The 16,857-nt window shown below is 73.4% G+C and carries 17 protein-coding genes and 5 pseudogenes; 13 read left to right on the top strand and 9 right to left on the bottom strand.

Features of this window, described 5'->3' with window-relative positions:
- Positions 1 to 50: 50 nt before the first annotated feature.
- Both G5V59_RS23240 and G5V59_RS23235 read right to left on the bottom strand, forming a co-directional pair.
- On the bottom strand, positions 51 to 380 hold the full coding sequence (locus tag G5V59_RS23240) for a hypothetical protein (RefSeq protein WP_278258032.1): 330 nt from the start codon (positions 378 to 380) through the stop codon (positions 51 to 53).
- Positions 374 to 1,216, bottom strand: a complete 843-nt coding sequence (locus G5V59_RS23235) for a hypothetical protein (protein ID WP_278258031.1) — start codon at positions 1,214 to 1,216, stop codon at positions 374 to 376. Before G5V59_RS23235 ends, G5V59_RS23240 begins: the two co-directional genes overlap by 7 nt.
- A gap of 265 nt (positions 1,217 to 1,481) precedes the next feature.
- Here G5V59_RS23235 and G5V59_RS23230 point away from each other — a divergent pair.
- A pseudogene (locus G5V59_RS23230) lies at positions 1,482 to 2,204 on the top strand (beta-phosphoglucomutase family hydrolase); the annotation flags it as partial.
- A gap of 18 nt (positions 2,205 to 2,222) precedes the next feature.
- Positions 2,223 to 4,528: pseudogene (locus G5V59_RS37510) on the top strand (glycoside hydrolase family 65 protein); the annotation flags it as partial.
- A gap of 238 nt (positions 4,529 to 4,766) precedes the next feature.
- Here the strand turns inward: G5V59_RS37510 and G5V59_RS23195 are convergent.
- From G5V59_RS23195 to G5V59_RS23185, 3 genes are all read right to left on the bottom strand, one after another.
- Complete coding sequence (locus G5V59_RS23195; protein ID WP_278258028.1) at positions 4,767 to 5,231, bottom strand: hypothetical protein; 465 nt, start codon at positions 5,229 to 5,231, stop codon at positions 4,767 to 4,769.
- A 90-nt stretch (positions 5,232 to 5,321) separates the two neighbouring features.
- On the bottom strand, positions 5,322 to 5,624 hold the full coding sequence (locus G5V59_RS23190) for a hypothetical protein (protein ID WP_278258027.1): 303 nt from the start codon (positions 5,622 to 5,624) through the stop codon (positions 5,322 to 5,324).
- Positions 5,625 to 5,669: 45 nt separating this feature from the next.
- Positions 5,670 to 5,849 (bottom strand): hypothetical protein, encoded by a 180-nt coding sequence (locus tag G5V59_RS23185; protein ID WP_278258026.1) that lies wholly within the window; start codon positions 5,847 to 5,849, stop codon positions 5,670 to 5,672.
- Between the two features lie 105 nt (positions 5,850 to 5,954).
- Between G5V59_RS23185 and G5V59_RS23180 the strand changes: the two genes are divergently transcribed.
- From G5V59_RS23180 to G5V59_RS23155, 6 genes are read left to right on the top strand one after another with little or no spacing between them, the layout of a single operon-like run.
- Entirely contained in the window at positions 5,955 to 6,524 is a 570-nt protein-coding gene (locus G5V59_RS23180) for a molybdopterin-dependent oxidoreductase (protein ID WP_278258025.1), read from the top strand.
- Positions 6,409 to 8,202 (top strand): molybdopterin-dependent oxidoreductase, encoded by a 1,794-nt coding sequence (locus G5V59_RS23175; protein WP_278260015.1) that lies wholly within the window; start codon positions 6,409 to 6,411, stop codon positions 8,200 to 8,202. The genes G5V59_RS23180 and G5V59_RS23175 overlap by 116 nt, the downstream gene beginning before the upstream one ends.
- Entirely contained in the window at positions 8,193 to 8,372 is a 180-nt protein-coding gene (locus G5V59_RS23170; RefSeq protein ID WP_278258024.1) for a hypothetical protein, read from the top strand. The genes G5V59_RS23175 and G5V59_RS23170 overlap by 10 nt, the downstream gene beginning before the upstream one ends.
- The gene (locus G5V59_RS23165; protein ID WP_278258023.1) at positions 8,353 to 8,874 is read left to right on the top strand and encodes a hypothetical protein; all 522 of its coding nucleotides are present in this window, start codon (positions 8,353 to 8,355) and stop codon (positions 8,872 to 8,874) included. The genes G5V59_RS23170 and G5V59_RS23165 overlap by 20 nt, the downstream gene beginning before the upstream one ends.
- Before the next feature lie 4 nt (positions 8,875 to 8,878).
- On the top strand, positions 8,879 to 9,184 hold the full coding sequence (locus G5V59_RS23160) for a hypothetical protein (RefSeq protein WP_278258022.1): 306 nt from the start codon (positions 8,879 to 8,881) through the stop codon (positions 9,182 to 9,184).
- Entirely contained in the window at positions 9,066 to 10,103 is a 1,038-nt protein-coding gene (locus G5V59_RS23155; RefSeq protein WP_278260014.1) for an MFS transporter, read from the top strand. The genes G5V59_RS23160 and G5V59_RS23155 overlap by 119 nt, the downstream gene beginning before the upstream one ends.
- 145 nt (positions 10,104 to 10,248) lie before the next feature.
- Here G5V59_RS23155 and G5V59_RS23150 read toward each other — a convergent pair whose 3' ends face one another.
- Genes G5V59_RS23150 through G5V59_RS23140 form a run of 4 tightly spaced genes read right to left on the bottom strand, consistent with a single transcriptional unit; the run spans position 10,249 to position 14,317 of the window.
- A complete protein-coding gene (locus G5V59_RS23150; RefSeq protein ID WP_278258021.1) occupies positions 10,249 to 12,066 on the bottom strand; it encodes a hypothetical protein in 1,818 nt (605 codons plus the stop codon).
- A 5-nt stretch (positions 12,067 to 12,071) separates the two neighbouring features.
- Complete coding sequence (locus G5V59_RS37505; protein ID WP_341351011.1) at positions 12,072 to 12,560, bottom strand: hypothetical protein; 489 nt, start codon at positions 12,558 to 12,560, stop codon at positions 12,072 to 12,074.
- A gap of 13 nt (positions 12,561 to 12,573) precedes the next feature.
- Positions 12,574 to 13,005, bottom strand: coding sequence for an endonuclease/exonuclease/phosphatase family protein (locus G5V59_RS37500; RefSeq protein ID WP_341351010.1), 432 nt, complete (start codon positions 13,003 to 13,005; stop codon positions 12,574 to 12,576).
- Entirely contained in the window at positions 12,941 to 14,317 is a 1,377-nt protein-coding gene (locus G5V59_RS23140; RefSeq protein WP_278258020.1) for a hypothetical protein, read from the bottom strand. The genes G5V59_RS37500 and G5V59_RS23140 overlap by 65 nt, the downstream gene beginning before the upstream one ends.
- Positions 14,318 to 14,658: 341 nt before the next feature.
- Here G5V59_RS23140 and G5V59_RS23135 point away from each other — a divergent pair.
- The 5 genes and pseudogenes from G5V59_RS23135 to G5V59_RS23115 form a co-directional block, all read left to right on the top strand.
- Positions 14,659 to 14,970: pseudogene (locus G5V59_RS23135) on the top strand (GH25 family lysozyme); the annotation flags it as partial.
- Positions 14,880 to 15,425 (top strand): GH25 family lysozyme, encoded by a 546-nt coding sequence (locus G5V59_RS23130; protein ID WP_278260013.1) that lies wholly within the window; start codon positions 14,880 to 14,882, stop codon positions 15,423 to 15,425. The pseudogene G5V59_RS23135 and the gene G5V59_RS23130, both read left to right, overlap by 91 nt.
- A 7-nt stretch (positions 15,426 to 15,432) precedes the next feature.
- Positions 15,433 to 15,781: pseudogene (gene trxA, locus G5V59_RS23125) on the top strand (thioredoxin).
- A gap of 130 nt (positions 15,782 to 15,911) precedes the next feature.
- Positions 15,912 to 16,001, top strand: a pseudogene (locus G5V59_RS23120) (hypothetical protein); the annotation flags it as partial.
- Positions 16,002 to 16,095: 94 nt separating this feature from the next.
- On the top strand, positions 16,096 to 16,794 hold the full coding sequence (locus G5V59_RS23115) for an LLM class flavin-dependent oxidoreductase (RefSeq protein ID WP_278258019.1): 699 nt from the start codon (positions 16,096 to 16,098) through the stop codon (positions 16,792 to 16,794).
- Positions 16,795 to 16,857 lie beyond the last annotated feature (63 nt).

The raw sequence follows: 16,857 nt of genomic DNA, 5'->3' as shown, positions 1-16,857 counted from the left end.
CCGAACCTAGCGCCGCCGCACCCGCCGTCGCGAGCGGACAACCGGCCGGCTCAGGCGGAGACCGGCGCCCGGTCGCCGTCGAGCAGCACGGGCAGCGCCTCGACGCCGTAGACCGCGGAGAGCCTTGCGGAAGTCGAGGTCGGAGATGTCGGCGGCCATGGCGAGGTTCGGGAAGCGCTCGGCGAGCATCTGCAGGGCAGTGCGCAGGCTCCATCCGCGCCAGGCTCGGCGCCGACACAGCGGTGCATGCCCCAGCCGAAGGCCAGGTGGCGGGTGGGCTCGCGCTCGGGGTCGAAGGTGCCGAGGTCCTCGCCGAGCACCGGGTCGCGGTTGGCCGCGAGGAGCGAGACGCCGACGGCGTCGCCCTCCTTGATCAGCACGCCGCCGACCTCGACGTCGGTCTTGGCGAAGCGCAGGAAGGCCAGCCTGGACGACGCACAGGTGGCGCAGCAGGCTCCTCGACGACCTGGTTGACCTGCTCGGCGTCCTCGGAGCGCAGCATCTCCCCGGCCTTCGGCGTCGTGGCGATGAGGTAGGCGCCCAGCGCGAGCATGGACGCGGAGGTCTCGTAGCCGCCGAGGAAGACGCCGTCGGCGATCCCGCCGAGGGTGACGTCGTCGAGCTCGTCGCCGTGCTCCTTGAGGAGCGCGCCGATCAGGCCGTCGCCGGGGTGGGCCCGCTGCTCGCGCACCGCGTTGATCAGGAACTCGCGGGTGTGCGCGGCCGCACCGAAGGCACCGGCCCCGCCCTCGGTGAGGTCGAAGCGGGCGACACCGAGCTCCAGGAAGCGCGCGCGGTCGTCGACGGGGAGCCCGAGCAGGTCGCAGATCACGTCGAACGGCACGGCGAACGCGAACTCCTCGACCATGTCGACCGGCTTGCCCGAGGCACCCGCAGCGGCCATCGCGTCGAGGCGCTGCTTGACGATCGACTCGATGCCGGGCTGCAGGCGGGCCAGGCGGCGCATCGTGAACTCGGGGGTGAGGTAGCGGCGCAGGGCGGTGTGCAGCGGCGGGTCGGTCATCCCGAGGCCGCCGATCTGCTCCTCCTCCGAGCGCCCCTCCTGGGAGACGAACTGGCCGAGGTCGTTGGACCACACGTCGGCGCCGCCGGCGAGGACCTCGCGCGACTCGTCGTACCCGCTGACGAGCCACACGCCCTTGCCGAAGAGGTCGGCGAGCTTCTTGACCGGCTGCTCGGCCTGCACCTTCATCATCGCGGGAAGCGGGTCGAGCCCGTCGCGCTTGAGCGGGAGGGTGACGGCGGACGGCAGGAAGCGCAGGCTTGCGCAGGTCGATGCCGTTGCGCATCGTCCGGTTGAGCAGCCAGACGCCGGCGCGCTGCTTCACGGTGCCGAGGAGGGGGATGCGCATGGCGCTATTCCACCAGACGACAGACTCCGACAGATCCGGATGTTCCCTGATCCGGCCCCGAGATCCGGGTGACACCCACCACTCCGTCGCCCGGCTAGCCTGAACCCCGTGCCCCGGACCCCTGTCGACTGGACCCTGTACGACGCCGTGCTCTTCGACCTCGACGGCGTCGTGACGCCGACGGCCGAGGTGCACATGCACGCCTGGGCGGAGATGTTCACCGCCTTCCTCCAGGCGCACGCGCCGGACGCGGCGCCGTACACCGAGCAGGACTACTTCGACCATGTCGACGGCAAGCCCCGCTACGACGGCGTCCGCGCGTTCCTCGCCTCCCGCGGGATCACCCTGCCGGAGGGCACCCCGGACGATCCCCCGGACGCGGAGACGGTGTGCGGGCTGGGCAACCGCAAGAACGACGCCTTCAACGAGATCCTCGACCGGGACGGCGTGGAGGCCTACCCGGGCTCGGTCACCCTGATCGAGCAGCCTGCACGCGAGCGGCCGGAAGCCTGGCCGTCGTGTCGTCCTCGAAGAACGCCCCCGCGGTGCTGGAGGCGGCGGGCCTGACCCGGTACTTCGACTTCGTCATGCACGGCGGGCTCGCGGCCGAGCCTGGGCCTGCCGGGCAAGCCGGCGCCGGACACCTTCGCGCACGCGGCCCAGGTGCTGGGGGCCACCGACGACAAGGCGGTCGTGCTCGAGGACGCCACCAGCGGGGTGGCGGCCGGGCACGCGGGAGGCTTCGGCCTGGTGATCGGCGTCGACCGCGGCGCGGGTGCGGACGCGCTGCGCCAGGCGGGCGCGGACATCGTCGTGAAGGACCTCGCCGAGTCTCGCCGGGGAGCAGGCGTGAACGCGCCGCCGCCGGACGGCCCCTCGCACAAGGCCCCGCCGGTCGCCGACCCGCTGGACCGCACCCGCTTCCCCGCCGACGAGTGGCGCCTGGTCGAGACCCGCTTCGACAAGCACGACCTCGGCACGACCGAGTCGCTGTTCACCGTCGGCAACGGCTACCTCGGCCTGCGCGGCAACTACTCCGAGAGCCGGGACGCGCACGTCGACGGCACCTACATCAACGGCTTCCACGAGACCTGGCCGATCTCCCACGCCGAGGAGGCCTACGGCTTCGCGCGGGTCGGCCAGACGATCGTCAACGTGCCGGACCCCAAGGTGATCCGGCTCTACGTCGACGACGAGCCGCTCCAGGTCTCGGTCGCCGACCTCATCGAGTACGAGCGTGCGCTCGACTTCCGCACCGGCGTGCTCTCCCGCGAGCCTGCTCTGGCGCACGCCCGGCGGCAAGCGGGTGCGGATCCGCAGCACCCGGATGGTGCCGCTGGAGCAGCGCCACCTCGCGGTGCTCACCTTCGAGGTGACCCCGCTCGACCAGCACGCCTCGCTGGCGATCTCCTCGCAGGCTGATCAACCGCCAGGACCAGGAGGGCGAGGCGCCCAACGGCGGCGGTGGCGAGCAGGGCAAGGCGGACCCGCGCAAGGCCGAGATGTTCAGCCGTCGCGTGCTCGTCCCCCGGCTCCACGACGCCGACCCGGAGACCGGGCGGATCAAGGCTCGGCTACCGCACCGCGCAGAGCGGGATGACCCTGGGCGTGGTCGCCGACCACACGCTGGAGACCGCCTCGTCGTACTCCATGGAGGTGCACTCCGAGGACGACATGGCCAAGGTGATCTACCGGGTCGCGGCCGAGCCCGGCGTCCCGGTCCGGCTGACCAAGCCTGGTCGCCTTCCACACCGCCGAGACCGTCCCGCCGCGCGAGCCTGATCGACCGCTGCGAGCGGACCCTGGACCGCACGCACGAGGAGACCGTCGCCCACCAGTACGCCGCCCAGGAGGCCTGGCTCGCGGACTTCTGGTCCCGCGCGGACGTGGAGATCCCGGGCCAGCCCGAGCCTGCAGCAGGCCGTGCGGTGGAACCTCTTCTCGATCCTGCAGGCCTCGGCGCGGGCCGAGGGGCAGGGCATCGCGGCCAAGGGGGTGAGCGGCTCCGGCTACGGCGGCCACTACTTCTGGGACACCGAGATCTACGTGATGCCCTTCCTCACCTACACGATGCCGTGGGCGGCGCGGAACGCGCTGCGCTTCCGCTCCACGCTGCTCGGCAACGCCCGGCACCGCGCCCGCGAGCCTGTCGCAGAAGGGCGCGCTCTTCCCGTGGCGCACGATCAACGGGCACGAGGCGTCGGCGTACTACGCGGCCGGCACGGCGCAGTACCACATCGACGCGGACATCGCCTACGCCCTGAGCCAGTACGCCGGCGCCACCGGCGACCAGGAGTTCCTGGCCCGCGAGGCGGTCGACATCTTCGTGGAGACCGCGCGGCTGTGGGCCGATCTCGGGTTCTGGCGCGACGACCACGCCGGCGAGGGCGGCAGCCGCACCTTCCACATCCACGGCGTGACCGGGCCGGACGAGTACACCACCGTCGTCAACGACAACCTGTACACGAACGTGCTCGCGCGCTTCAACCTGCGCCGCGCCGCCCGGGCCGTGTGGGAGCCTGCAGCGCGACGACCCGACGGCCTACGAGGGGCTGGTGCGCCGGACCGGGCTGACCGAGGACGAGCCCGAGGAGTGGGCCGAGTGCGCCCAGGGGATGTACATCCCCTACGACGAGTTCCTCGGCATCCACCCGCAGGACCGCCACTTCCTCGAGCGCGAGATGTGGGACCTGGAGAACACCCCGCTCGACAAGCGGCCGCTGCTGCTGAACTACCACCCGCTGGTGATCTACCGCTTCCAGGTGCTCAAGCAGGCCGACGTGGTGCTCGCCCTCTTTCTGCAGGGCGAGGAGTTCACGCCCGAGCAGAAGAAGGCGGACTTCGACTACTACGACCCGATCACCACCGGCGACTCCACGCTGTCCGCGGTGGTGCAGTCGATCATCGCCGCGGAGGTCGGCTACCACGACCTCGCGCTGCGGTACTTCATGTCCGCCCTCTTCGTCGACCTCGACGACCGCCACAACAACACCTCCGACGGGGTGCACGTCGCCTCCACCGGCGGGGTGTGGAGTGCCCTGGTCGGCGGCTTCGGCGGCTTCCGCGACATCGGCTCGGGGGCCGGCGACCAGCAGTGGCAGATCGACCCGCGACTGCCGGACGGCTGGGACTCCCTCACCTACCGGGTCACCCTGCTCGGCACCCGGGTCCGCGTGGCGGTCCGGCCCACCGGTCTCGAGCCTGTACGTCGAGGCCGGCGACGGTCCGGTCACGCTCTCCGTGCGCGGGGAGCCGGTGAAGGCTCCTCCCCGGCGACCCGGTGGTGCTCCCGCTGGAGCACCAGGGCCCGCGACTGGAGGGCGAGCCGCCGTACCCGGCGGGGATCCAGCGGGCCGACGGGACGGTGATCTCGGCGATCGTGCCGAGCGGCGACTAACCACCTGTCGCCGCACTCCTTGAAGCCGTACTTCGTGGCGAGTCTGGTTGGCCTGGGCGAACGGGTCGTCGGAGCTCAGCGCCTCCATCGGGTCCTTCTTCACCTTGGCGACCTCGGTGTCGATCGCGTCGAGGATCGCCTCGTAGGTCTTCGCGTCGGCCGCCGGGGGCTCGAGGGCGCGCGACTCGCGAGCCTGGCGCTCGACGTCGGGGACCAGGGTGTCCTTGACGAAGGCGACGACCTCCTCCTTCGAGGAGTTCTCGTCGAAGCCGGCCCCGGCCTTCTCGATGCGGTCGTTGCCGGCCTTGCAGATGGCGTCGCCCTTCGCGATCAGGCTCGCTCTTGGTGAGAGCGGCGGGCTGGTCGGCGTCCGAGGAGTCCTTGGCCCCGTCATCGTTGCCACACCCGGCGAGGGCGAGGACGGCGGCGAGGGCGGCGAGGGTCCCGGAAGTCTTGTTCACGTGTCGCAAGGTAGCGCGTCGCCACCGACGGCACACGTGGCTCGCCCGCCAACGGCCCGCGGTGCCGGCGACGTCAGCACGCAGATCTGGCTAGAGCGCCAGGTAGGCGTGCAGCACCCGCCCGACGTCGTCGAGCGGCTGGGTCGAGCGGTGGGCGCGGGCGAGCAGGATGGCGCCCTCGACGGCGGCGAGGGCGGCCGAGGCCAGGGCTCGCGCCTCCTCCGTCTCGCGGCCGGCGGCGACCAGGCGCGCGGCGATCGACGCGGCCCAGCGGGTGAACGCGCGACGGGCGACCTCGGCAGTGTCGGTGGAGCCCGGGGTCAGCGCGAGGGAGGCGACCGGGCAGCCGGCCTCGAAGTCGCTGTCGAGGAGCAGCGCACGCCAGAACTCCACGAAGAGGTCGATGAGTCTCGGCGGGATCGCCCTCGACGCCGTCGATCATCCGGCCGATGAAGTCGGCGCCCTGCTCGCCGGCCTCGAGCAGCAGCCTGGTCCCGGCCGCCGGGAAAGTGGTGGTAGACCGAGCCGCGCGGCGCGTCCGCACGGCGCAGCACGGCGTCGAGGGTCACCGCGCCGGTGCCGCCCTCGCGCAGCAGGCTCCACGGCGCTGTCGACCATCCGCTGTCTCGTGCCACGTGCCACCTGCTCCGCCTCCCCGTGCGACTCGGATCACCCTAACCCGACTCTTGACTATGACATGTTGCATAGCCGATGGTCGGTCCCATGACGTCGACGACGGAGTCCCCGGCCTGGCAGAAGACCGCCTGCATCCTGTGCGAGTGCAACTGCGGGCTGGAGGTGGCCCTCGACGGGCGGCGGCTGGCGAAGATCCGCGGCGACAAGGAGCATCCGGAGTCGCAGGGCTACACCTGCGAGAAGCCGCTGCGCCTGGACTACTACCAGAACGGCCAGCACCGGCTGGACACCCCGATGCGGCGCCGCCCGGACGGGACCTACGAGCCGATCGGCTGGGCGACCGCTCTCGACGAGATCGCCGCGCGGCTGAGCGCGGTGCGCGCGGAGCACGGCGGCGAGAGCATCGCGTTCTACGGCGGCGGCGGGCAGGGCAACCACCTGCAGGGCGCGCACGGACGGGCCCTGATGAACGCCCTCGGCGTACGGCTCTACTCCAACGCGCTGGCCCAGGAGAAGACCGGCGAGGCGTGGGTCGACGAGCCTGCTCTACGGCAGCCACACCACCGGCGACTTCGAGCACACCGAGGTCGCGGTCTTCGTCGGCAAGAACCCCTGGCAGTCGCACGGCGTCGCACGCTCACGACCCACCCTGCGTGAGATCTCTCGGGACCCGAGGCGGTCGATGATCGTCATCGACCCGCGCCGCTCGGAGACCGCCGGATTCGCGGACTTCCACCTCCAGGTGCGGCCCGGCACCGACGTGTGGTGCCTGGCCGCGATGGTCGCGACCCTCGTCCAGGAGGACCTGGTCGCCCACGCGTGGCTGGCGGCGCACGCGAGCGGCGTGGAGACCGTGCTCGCCCACTTCCGGCGCGTCGACATCGCCGCCTGCGCCGCCACCTGCGGGGTGGAGGAGGACCTGATCCGCGCCGCCGCCCGGCGCATCGCGGACGCGGAGAGCGTGGCGACGTACGAGGACCTGGGGGTGCAGATGGCGCCCAACAGCACGGTCGTCTCGTACGTGCAGAAGATGCTGTGGATCCTCACCGGCAGCCTTCGCCAAGCCCGGCGCGATGCACATGCACTCCTGGCTCTTCCCCATCGCGGGCCACTGGTTCCCGATCGGCCAGCACGAGCGCCTCGCCCGCCAGCGGGTACGACGGACGCTCGGTCTCGCGGCGATGAGCGTCGGCTCCGGGGCACTGCGCCGCGGGCTGGCCCTGGCCGGGCGCACCGGGACAGGGAAGGTGGCCGCCACGGTCGCCGGCGGCCTGCTCGACGCCTTCTTCGAGGCGACCGCTGTCCCGCTCGCCGCGGATCTTGCCGCCCGGGTCTCGATGGACCACTCCGCACCGGAGACCACGCCGGTCACCGGCGCCCGGGTCATCGGCGGCATCATGCCGGCGTCCGCGCTGGTGGAGGAGATCCTGACCGACCACCCGGAGCGGATCCGCGCACTGTGGGTCGAGGCGTCCAACCCGGTGCACTCCCTGCCGGAGTCCGACCAGGCTCCGGGCGGCCTTCGCGCAGGCTCGACGTCAGCGTGGTGATCGACGTGGCGATGACCGAGACCGCGCGCTGCGCGGACTTCGTGCTGCCCGCGGCGAGCCAGTTCGAGAAGTGGGAGGCCTCCCTCTTCACGCTGCACTTCCCGCACAACGTCTTCCAGGCTCCGCGCACCGCTCATGTCGCCCCTGCCCGGCACCCGGCCGGAGGCGGAGATCTACACCGAGGTGCTGGACCGGCTCGGCGTGGTCGAGCCGCGGGTGCTCGACCGAACCACGACCGCCGCCCGGATCGGCCCGGAGGCCTTCGCGCTGGCCTTCTTCGGGACCGTGCACGCGCGACCGGACCTGCGCGGGCTGACGCCGTACCTGCTCTACCGGACGCTGGGCCGCACCCTCGGGGAGGGCAGGGAGGCGACGGCGACGGTCTGGGGGCTGGCGCACCTCGCCGCCATCGCCCACCCCGAGGGGCTGGCGCGGGCGGGCTTCGACGGGGCCGGCTTCCGCAAGGGCCGGGCGCTCTTCGACGCCATCCTGGAGCGGCGCGAAGGGGTCACCTTCACCGTCGACGACCACGACGACGCGTGGGGCTACGTCCGCCACGCGGACCAGCGCTTCCACCTCGTCGTGCCCGAGCCTGCTCGAGGAGCCTGTCGCGCGTGCTGGCAGCGCCCGCGGCGCACACCAGCGCCGAGTTTCCGCTGGTGCTCTCCGCGGGCGAGCGGCGCTCCTTCACGGCCAACGTCATCATCCGCAACCCCCAGTGGCGACGCCGCGACGCGGACGGTGCGCTGCGGATCTCCCCGAGGACGCCGAGGCGTTGGGCCTGACCGACGGAGGGCGCGCTCGCGTGGTCACCGAGCAGGGCAGCGCCGAGGCGACGGTCGAGGTCAACGACATCATGCAGCCGGGGCACGTCTCCCTGCCCAACGGCCTGGGCGTGAGCCTACCCGGGCGAGGACGGCGAGAGCGTCGTCGGCGTGCCGCTCAACCAGCCTGACGACGAACACCCGGCGCGACCGGTTCTGGGGGACGCCGTGGCACAAGCACGTCCCCGCGCGGGTCGAGGCGCTGTGACCGGGACGGTCGCCGAGGCGATGGTGACCGTCCCGAGGACACTGCCGGCCTCGGTCTGCGTCGCCGAGGCACGGGCGGCCTTCGCCGACCCCAAGGTGCACCTGCTGCTGCTCACCCGTGGCCCGCGGCTGGTCACCACACTGACCCGCGCAGACCTCGTCGACGCGACGAGCGGACCGGCCCGGTGGCTCGGCAGCACCGCGGGCCGGGTGACCGCGCCGGGCGAGCCGCTCGCCGAGGTGGGGGCCTGGATGCGTCGTACCGGCACCCGGCGGATGGCCGTGATCGCCGACGACGACCGGCTGCTCGGGCTGTTGTGCCTCAAGGCGAGCGGCCGGGGATTCTGCTCGGACGCCGACGTCCGCGCCCGATTGTCCGCATCTCAAGACAATTTGTCTCATTTCATGGACGGTGTGGTCCACTGAGGGCATGACGATCACGGTCGCACGTCGCTGGGCGATGCTGGCGGCCGGTACGACGGCCCAGGCCTCCAGCGCCGCCATGGTCTCCTCGCCGGCGTTCCTCATCCCGGAGCCTGCACCGCCCGGTGCGCGAGGGCGGGCACGGGATGAGCCTCGCCGAGGCCGGCCTGGTGGCCGCGGCCGCAACGGCCGGGCTGACGTGCACGCTCGTGCTGTGGGGCATCGTGGTCGACCGGCGGGGCGAGCGGTTCGCGCTGCTGGCCGGGCTGGCGATCACCGCCGGCGGCGGCGCGGTCGCGACGCTGATGGGTGAGCCGTGGCCGATGGCGGCGGCGCTGTGCGTCGCGGGCGTGGGCGCCGCGGCGACCAACTCCGCCTCGGGGCGCGTCGTGGTGGGCTGGTTCCCCCCGGAGCAGCGCGGCCTCGCGATGGGGATCCGGCAGACCGGGCAGCCGCTCGGGGTGGGCCTCGCCGCGGCGACGGTCGCGGTCATCGCGCACCACGCCGGCATCGGCCCGGCGCTGTGGGTGCCGACCCTCGCGGCCGTGCTGAGCGCCGTCCTGGTGGCACTCGTCGTGCTCGACCCGCCGCGCCCGGACCGCTCCGCGGCCGGCGCGGTCGCCAACCCCTACCGCGCCGATGCCTTCCTCGCCCGGATCCACGGCGCGTCCGTGCTGCTGGTGGTCCCGCAGTTCCTGGTGTGGACCTTCGGGCTGACCTGGCTCGTCGAGGACCTGGGCTGGTCCCCCGGCGTCGCCGGGGGCGTGGTCGCCGGCACCCAGGTCGCCGGGGCGGCCGCGCGGGTCGGCGCCGGCTGGGTCTCCGACCGGCTCGGCAGCCGGATGCGCCCGATGCGCTCGGTCGCCGTCCTCGCCGCGGCCACCATGGCCCTGCTCGGGCTCACCGCCCTCGCCGCCGACGGCTCCGGCCCGCTCACCGCCGCCGCGGTCGCCCTGCTCGTCGTGGCCTCCGCGGTCACCGTCGCCGACAACGGGCTCGCCTTCACCGCCGTCGCGGAGCGGGCCGGGCCGTTCTGGTCCGGACGCGCGCTCGGCCTGCAGAACACCGCCCAGCAGGCTGGCCGCGGCGGCCGTCCCGCCGCTGGCGGGCCTGGCGATCACCGCGGGGTCCTACGGCGCGACGTTCGTGCTGGCAGCGGCCTTCCCGCTGGTGGCCGTGTCCGTCGTACCGGTCTCCGGCGAGCGGCAGGTCGACTGAGCCGCCGGCGGTAGCGTGGCGCCGTGGTGCACGAGGAGGAGGGCGGGCGGCGTCCCGATGCCGGGGCGCAGACGTTCGCGCGCGGGCTCGACGTGCTCGCCGTCGTCGTCGGCTCCGAGCGGCCGCTGACGATCACCGAGGTGGCCCGCGAGAGCGGTCTCAACCGGTCCATCGCCTACCGCCTGCTGCGCACCCTCGAGGACCGCGGCATGGTCGTCCAGGCCGACGGCCAGGGCTACCGCGCCGGGCTCGGGCTGCTGCGGCTGGTCCCGCCCGAGCGGCGGATCCTCGTCGAGTTCGCCCGCCCGGCGCTGGCCGCGCTCGCCGCGCGCACCGGCGCCACGGCGGTCCTCTCGGTGCGCGACCGCCACCAGGAGGTGGTCGCGCTGTGCGTGCCACCACCCGGCGACCAGCCCACGATCGGCCTGCGCGAGGGCTCCGCGTCGGTCCTGGGCCGCGGCGTCGCCGCGACCGCCCTGCTCGCGCTCGACGCGTCCGGCAAGGAGCAGCAGGAGCCCGCCGTGGTCCGCACCACCGCCGACCTGCCCCCCCGGCACGACGGCCCTGGCGCTCGCCTGGCGCGGCGAGCCCGACCTTGCCGTCTCCACGGTGTTCTTCACCGGCACGGTCGACGAGGAGGCCGCCGCGACCGCGCTCGTCGCGACCGCGCGCGCACTGACGGCGCGGGCCTGAGAGAGTCAGCGCACGATCGCCCGGCCGTGGTCCGCCACGGCCTCCAGGTCGGTGAGGTCCGGCGCGCCGGCACCCGCGTGCACGGCGTCGCTGCCACGGCCGGTGGCCCACACCCCGCCGGCGACGTCGAGGCGGCCCAGCTCGCCCCCGATCTCCACGGTGACCACGCCGTCGCCCGCGGTCGCGATCCGCCCGCCGACCCGGACCCGCTCGACCCGGCCGTCCTCCTGGATGCTCAGCGCCGCGGCGGAGAGCGTGCGCTGCACGCCCTCGACGAGGCTCAGCCCCTCCCCGCCGTAGGTCGACACGTCGGAGACCACCTCCAGGCTCGCCCATCGGCCGGCTGACCCGGATCCCGGCCGAGCCGTCGCCGGTGGTGCGGATCGAGGCGAAGCGGGCGGAGCCGAGGGTGCCGTCGCGGAGGTCGAAGCCGCGTGCGCCCGCGCCGTGGGTCTGGACCGGCGCCTGCACGTCGAGGGTGGTCAGCTCGCCGAGGTTCACGAAGCCGCTCCCGCCCGGTCCGTGCGAGGTCACCGGCGCGAGCACCGTCCAGGTCTCGACCGTCCCCCCGTTGAGGAGCACCATGTCGCTCTGGCCGTACGTCGTGACCGGGCCCCCGTTGACCACCGCGCCCACCCGGGCGCCGGTGATCACGAGGACGCCGCCGGAGACGAGGTCCGGCGTGCCCGCCGGGATCCGGCCGTGGGTGTGGATCTCACCGGTCGTCAGCCTGCTGACCTCGGTCCGGCCGCCGACGAGGACGCCGCTGCCGCCGATCGGCTCCTGCGCACTGCCGGCGGACACGTCGAGGATCTCCGCGGAGAGGACCACGTCCGGGTCGTGCTGGCGGTTCCACACGGTGAGCCCGCCCTGGTGGGCATCGACGCCGAGGGCGCGAGGGCGTTGCTCCCGGCCGGCGAGCCGGGCAGCCTCCACGTGCAGGCCCTCGATCCGGATCTCCCCCGTGCGAACCGCACCCTCCGCGAGGAGGATCACCTGCCCGCGGGTGGTGACGTCGTGCAACCGGAGCGTCCCCAGGTCGTCGTACGACGTGTCGTTGCACACCGCCGTCTCGTACGCCGGCGCGGAGATCGTCACGCCCTCCAGGGCATTGTCCCTGGTCAGCCGCACGCCGCGGGCGCCGAAGACCAGGGTGCCGCCGTGCACCGTGGTGCCGGGAAGCAGGGTGATCGAGGGGATGCCGGTGACGGTTCCCTCGACCTCGATCCGGACGCCGGGCGTCGCCGCCGCGGCGATCGGCTCCTCCGCGGTGCGGACGGCCATCGTGCTCATGGAGCACGATTCAACGCGAGATCGTTCCTACTATCGACCCGTATGTTTCGATATCTGGTACGGATTGTAGTCGACCACCACGGGGGCGTGGTCGCTGAGGCGCACTCCGTCGTGCTCGCGGTCCACCACCGCCACCCGGGCCGCGCGCGCCAGCGCCGGGGTCGCCAGGTGGTAGTCGATCCGCCAGCCGGCGTCCTTGGCGTAGGCCTGGCCGAGCCAGGCTCCACCAGGAGTACGGCCCCTCGGTGTCCGGGTGCAGCCGACGGACCACGTCGACCAGCGTGCGCGGGGTGAGCCTGGGCGTCCAACCACGCGCGCTCCTCGGGCAGGAAGCCCTCGACCTGGTTGCTGCGCCGCCAGTTCGCGACGTCCAGGCGGGTGTGCGCGACGTTGAGGTCACCGGTGAGCAGGAACTCACGGCCCTGCGCGGCCGCGCGCCTCCGCGCTGCCGACAGGTGTCGCGCGAAGCCCGCGAGGAAACGCATCTTCCGCTCGTACTTAGCGCCGCCGTCCGGGCTCTCGCGCATCCGTCTCGGGTCCTGCAGGTGCGCGGGCAGCCCGCCCTTGGGCAGGTACAGGCTCGCCACGGTGAGCGGTAGGTCGGCGAGGTCCACCTCGACGTACCGGCCCTCGGTCGCGTGCTTCCTCAGGCTCCCGGGCCAGCGGCCGGTCCGGGTCGGGCGCCGACCAGGTCCGCACGGCCACCGGCGCAGTCCTGGTGAGCACCGCGACCCCGTTGCGGCCGGCGACCTGTCCGAGGTCGTACGACGCGTGGTAGTCGCCGAACGCGCCCTCCGGCAGGGCGTCCTCCGGGCAGCGCACCTCCTGCAGCGTGACGACGTCGCAGCCGCGGGTCGCGAGCCAGTCACCGAAGCCGCGGCGGTGGGCCGCACGGATGCCGTTGACGTTGACGGTGGCGATGCGGAGCACCGCAGGAGACTAGGTGGTGCTCCACGCGGTGAGGAGGGCGGCCTCCCGCTCGCGGGTGATGCCGCCGATCACGGCCGCCGGGTCCGCCTCCAGCCAGGCCCGGGTGTCCCGGACCGTCTCGGCGAGGGGCCGCACGGTGAGCCCGGCGTCGAGGGCCGGCCGCGCGTCGTGGGCCAGCATGCCGTCGTGCTCGGGACGGGGAAGCCAGACGGGGATGCTGTCCGGACCGGCCCACGGCGCCACGCCCTGCTCGGCGAGGAAGGCGTCCGGCAGCCAGGTCACCTCCGCGCCGGGGGCGACCGCGCGCACGAGGTCCGCCATCGGCAGCACCGGACCGACAGCGTCGAGGGTCGTCTCCGGTCGCTCCTCGGCGAGGGTGATGATCCACGCGGCGAGGTCGCGCACGTCGATCACCTGGACCGGCGCGTCCGGCTGCCCCGGCCCGACCAGTGCACCCGTCTCGCCGGCGCGCCGCGCCCAGTAGGCGAAGCGTCCGCTCGGGTCGCCCGGCCCGACGACCAGGCCGGGGCGCACGATCGTCGCGGGGACCGCCGCCCGGACCAGGCTCCTCGCAGGCCACCTTGAGCGCGCCGTAGTCCTCGCCGACCGGCTCGTGCAGCCGGCCCGTGCCGGGACCCGCGGGGTCGGCCACGTCGGCGTAGACCGAGATCGTGGAGACGAACACCCAGTGCGCGTCCGGTACGGCGGCCAGCGCGTGCCGCACGTGCTGCGGCTGCCGGGCGACGTCGACCACGGCGTCGTACGGCCCGGCGGCGGTCAGGTCCGGCGGTGCCGGCTCGTCGCGGTCCCAGTGCACCGTCGTGGTGCCCGGCGCGGCGGTGCCGGACCGCCCACGGTTCGCGCAGACCACCTCGTGCCCGGCCCGGGCTGCCTGGGCGGCCACCTCGCGGGAGAGGAACTGCGTGCCGCCGAGGACCAGCAGCCTCATCAGAGGAAGGCGGCCGGGTCGAAGTCGTCGATCGGGATGATCCGCACGCGCGGCAGGCGCTCGTTGAAGGCGTGCATGTCGTACTCGAGGTCGAAGAACTCCAGCCCGCGCCCGGCGTAGGCGGTGAAGGCGCTGTTGCGGAACTCGGTGAACCCGGCGAGTCCGATCCGGCGCCCGTCGAGAAGATCCTCGACCTGCTCGAGGAAGTCGCCGTCGTTGCTGACGAGGACGACGTCGGCGTCGCGGCTGCGCAGGCTCGGCCAGGGTGCGCTGGATGGCGATGTCCACGACCTTCTGGCCCGGACCGCCGGACAGCGGGATCGGGCGGTAGCCGATCGCCATCAGGGCCTGCACGAAGGACATCGGCAGTCTCGCTGTTGGCCGCGAGGAAGAACAGGCCGTTGGTCGGCTGCCCCCACTGCCGCTCGACGAACTGCAGCAGCCGCTCCCAGCGGGGCCGCTCCTCCGGGCGCGGACGGCGACCCAGGATCGAGTTGCCCAAGGTGGCGTCGATGTTCTCCCCGTCCACCAGGACGTGGGTGGTCCGCACGGTCTCGCCCATGCGAGAAACCTACGCCCTCGGCACACGCGCCCGCAGCGGGCGCCGACCGGCCGTCGGCCCGCGCTCGGCACGCACGTGGTGCGGGCTGAGCGCAGCGGACAACGGTTTCCCGCGCGTCTCCACGGCCTGAGAGGCTGGCCCCATGCGGATCCCGGTGGTGCTGGCGAGTCTCGGCCTCGCGCTGAGCGCCTGCGGAGGCGGTACGACGACGCCCGCGCCCCGCACGTCACCGACCTCCGCGGCCCCGACGCCCACCCCCTCGTCCACGCCCAGCCCCACGCCTTCGCCCTCACCCACCTCCCCGCCCACGAAGCCGGCGTACCGCGACGGCATCGACGCCTCGCACCACCAGGGCCCGGTCGACTGGCCCCGGGTCGCGCGGAGCGGGATCACCTTCGCCTACCTCAAGGCGAGCGAGGGCACCGGCTTCACCGACCCCGACTTCGCGGCCAACCGGGCGGCGGCGACGCGGGCGGGCATCGACGTGGCCGGCTACCACTACTTCCAGGCTCTGCTCCGACGGCGCCGCGCAGGCCGCGCACTTCCTCGCCGTCCTGGGGCCGGCACGGTCGAGCGTGCCGCCCGCGCTCGACCTCGAGCCTGCAGGGCGCCTGCGCCGACCCGCCGCCCGCCGCGGACCTGCTGCGCGAGGTGCGCGCGTTCCTGCGCCGCGTCGACCGGGCGACCGGCACGAGGACCCTGGTCTACCTCTACCCCGACCTCGAGGCCCGCTTCGGCTTCGCCGACGACCTGGCGGATCACCCCCAGTGGGTACGCCGCCTGGGCGATCGCCCGCCGCGTCGTCCCTGGTCGGTGTGGCAGCACGACGACGCCGGCTCGGTGCCGGGGATGCGGGGCACCGTGGACCTCGACCGGATGAAGGAATCTCTCACCGCCCCCGCACGTTGACCAGGGCATGTCCACCATCGACCTCACCGCCGGCAACTTCGAGCAGACGGTGCTCGACAACCAGATCGTGTTCGTCGACTTCTGGGCGTCCTGGTGCGGTCCGTGCCGCAACTTCGCGCCCATCTACGAGGAGGCCTCGGAGAAGCACGGCGACCTGGTGTTCGCCTCGGTCAACACCGAGGAGGAGCAGCAGGCTCGCGGCCGCCGCGCGGGTGACCTCGATCCCGACGCTGATGGCGTTCAAGAACGGCGCCCTGGTGTTCTCGCAGGCCGGCGCGCTGCCCGGTCCGGCACTGGAGCAGGTGATCAGCGCGGTGCGCGACTTCGACCCGGAGGCGGCACCTACCGATGGCTGAGCCGCGGGAGCCTGCAGACTCGGGCTGGACACCTTCGGCGACGTCACCCTCGACCCCGAGACGGGCGAGCGGGTGCCCTACCCGCAGGTGATCCGCAACCTGGTGGCCGAGGCAGAGCCTGGCCGACCGGGTGGGCGTCGACGCGATCGGCATCGGCGAGCACCACCGCGACGACTTCGCCGTCTCCGCGCCGGAGATGGTGCTCGCGGCGATCGCGAGCCGCACCGAGCGGATCCTGCTCGGCACGGCAGTGACGGTGCTCAGGCTCCGACGACCCGGTCCGGGTCTACGAGCGCTTCGCGACGCTGGACGCGGTGTCCGGCGGTCGCGCCGAGATCACGCTGGGCCGCGGCTCGTTCACCGAGTCCTTCCCCCTCTTCGGCTTCGACATGGCCGACTACGAGCGGCTCTTCGCCGAGAAGCTCGACCTGTGGGCTGCCCTGCAGGGCGAGGGCTCGGTCTCGTGGAGCAACGGGACGCTGCGCCCGCCGCTGACGGACGCCCGCGTCTTCCCCCGCACCGAGCGCGGGCACATGCCGACCTGGATCGGGGTCGGCGGCTCGCCGGAGTCCGTGGTCCGCGCGGCCCGCTACGGCTTCCCGCTGATGCTGGCGATCATCGGCGGCGACCCGGCCCGCTTCGCGCCGTACGCCGACCTCTACCGGCGCGCTCTCACCGAGCTCGAGCAGCCGGACCTGCCGATCGGCGTGCACTCGCCGGGCTTCGTCGCGGACACCGACACCGACGCCCGCGAGCCTGCTGTACCCGCACTTCAAGGCCAATCGCGACCGGATCGGCGCCGAGCGCGGTTGGGGCCCGGTCACCCGCGAGCAGTACGACGCGGAGGTCGAGCAGGGCTCGCTCTACGTCGGCTCCCCGGAGACCGTCGCGCGCAAGATCGCCGCCACCGCGCGGGTCCTGGGCATCCAGCGCTTCGACCTGAAGTACAGCAACGGCTCGATGCCGCACCCGCTGCTGATGCACAGCATCGAGTCTCTACGGCACCGCGGTGATCCCGCGGGTGCGCGAGCCTGCTGGCCGAGGCGAGCATCAGCGCCTGACGAGGTCGGGCCGGA

Source organism: Nocardioides convexus (assembly GCF_011090295.1).
Note: the sequence above shows the minus strand (reverse complement) of the source record. Positions and strands in the feature narration are given on the sequence as shown.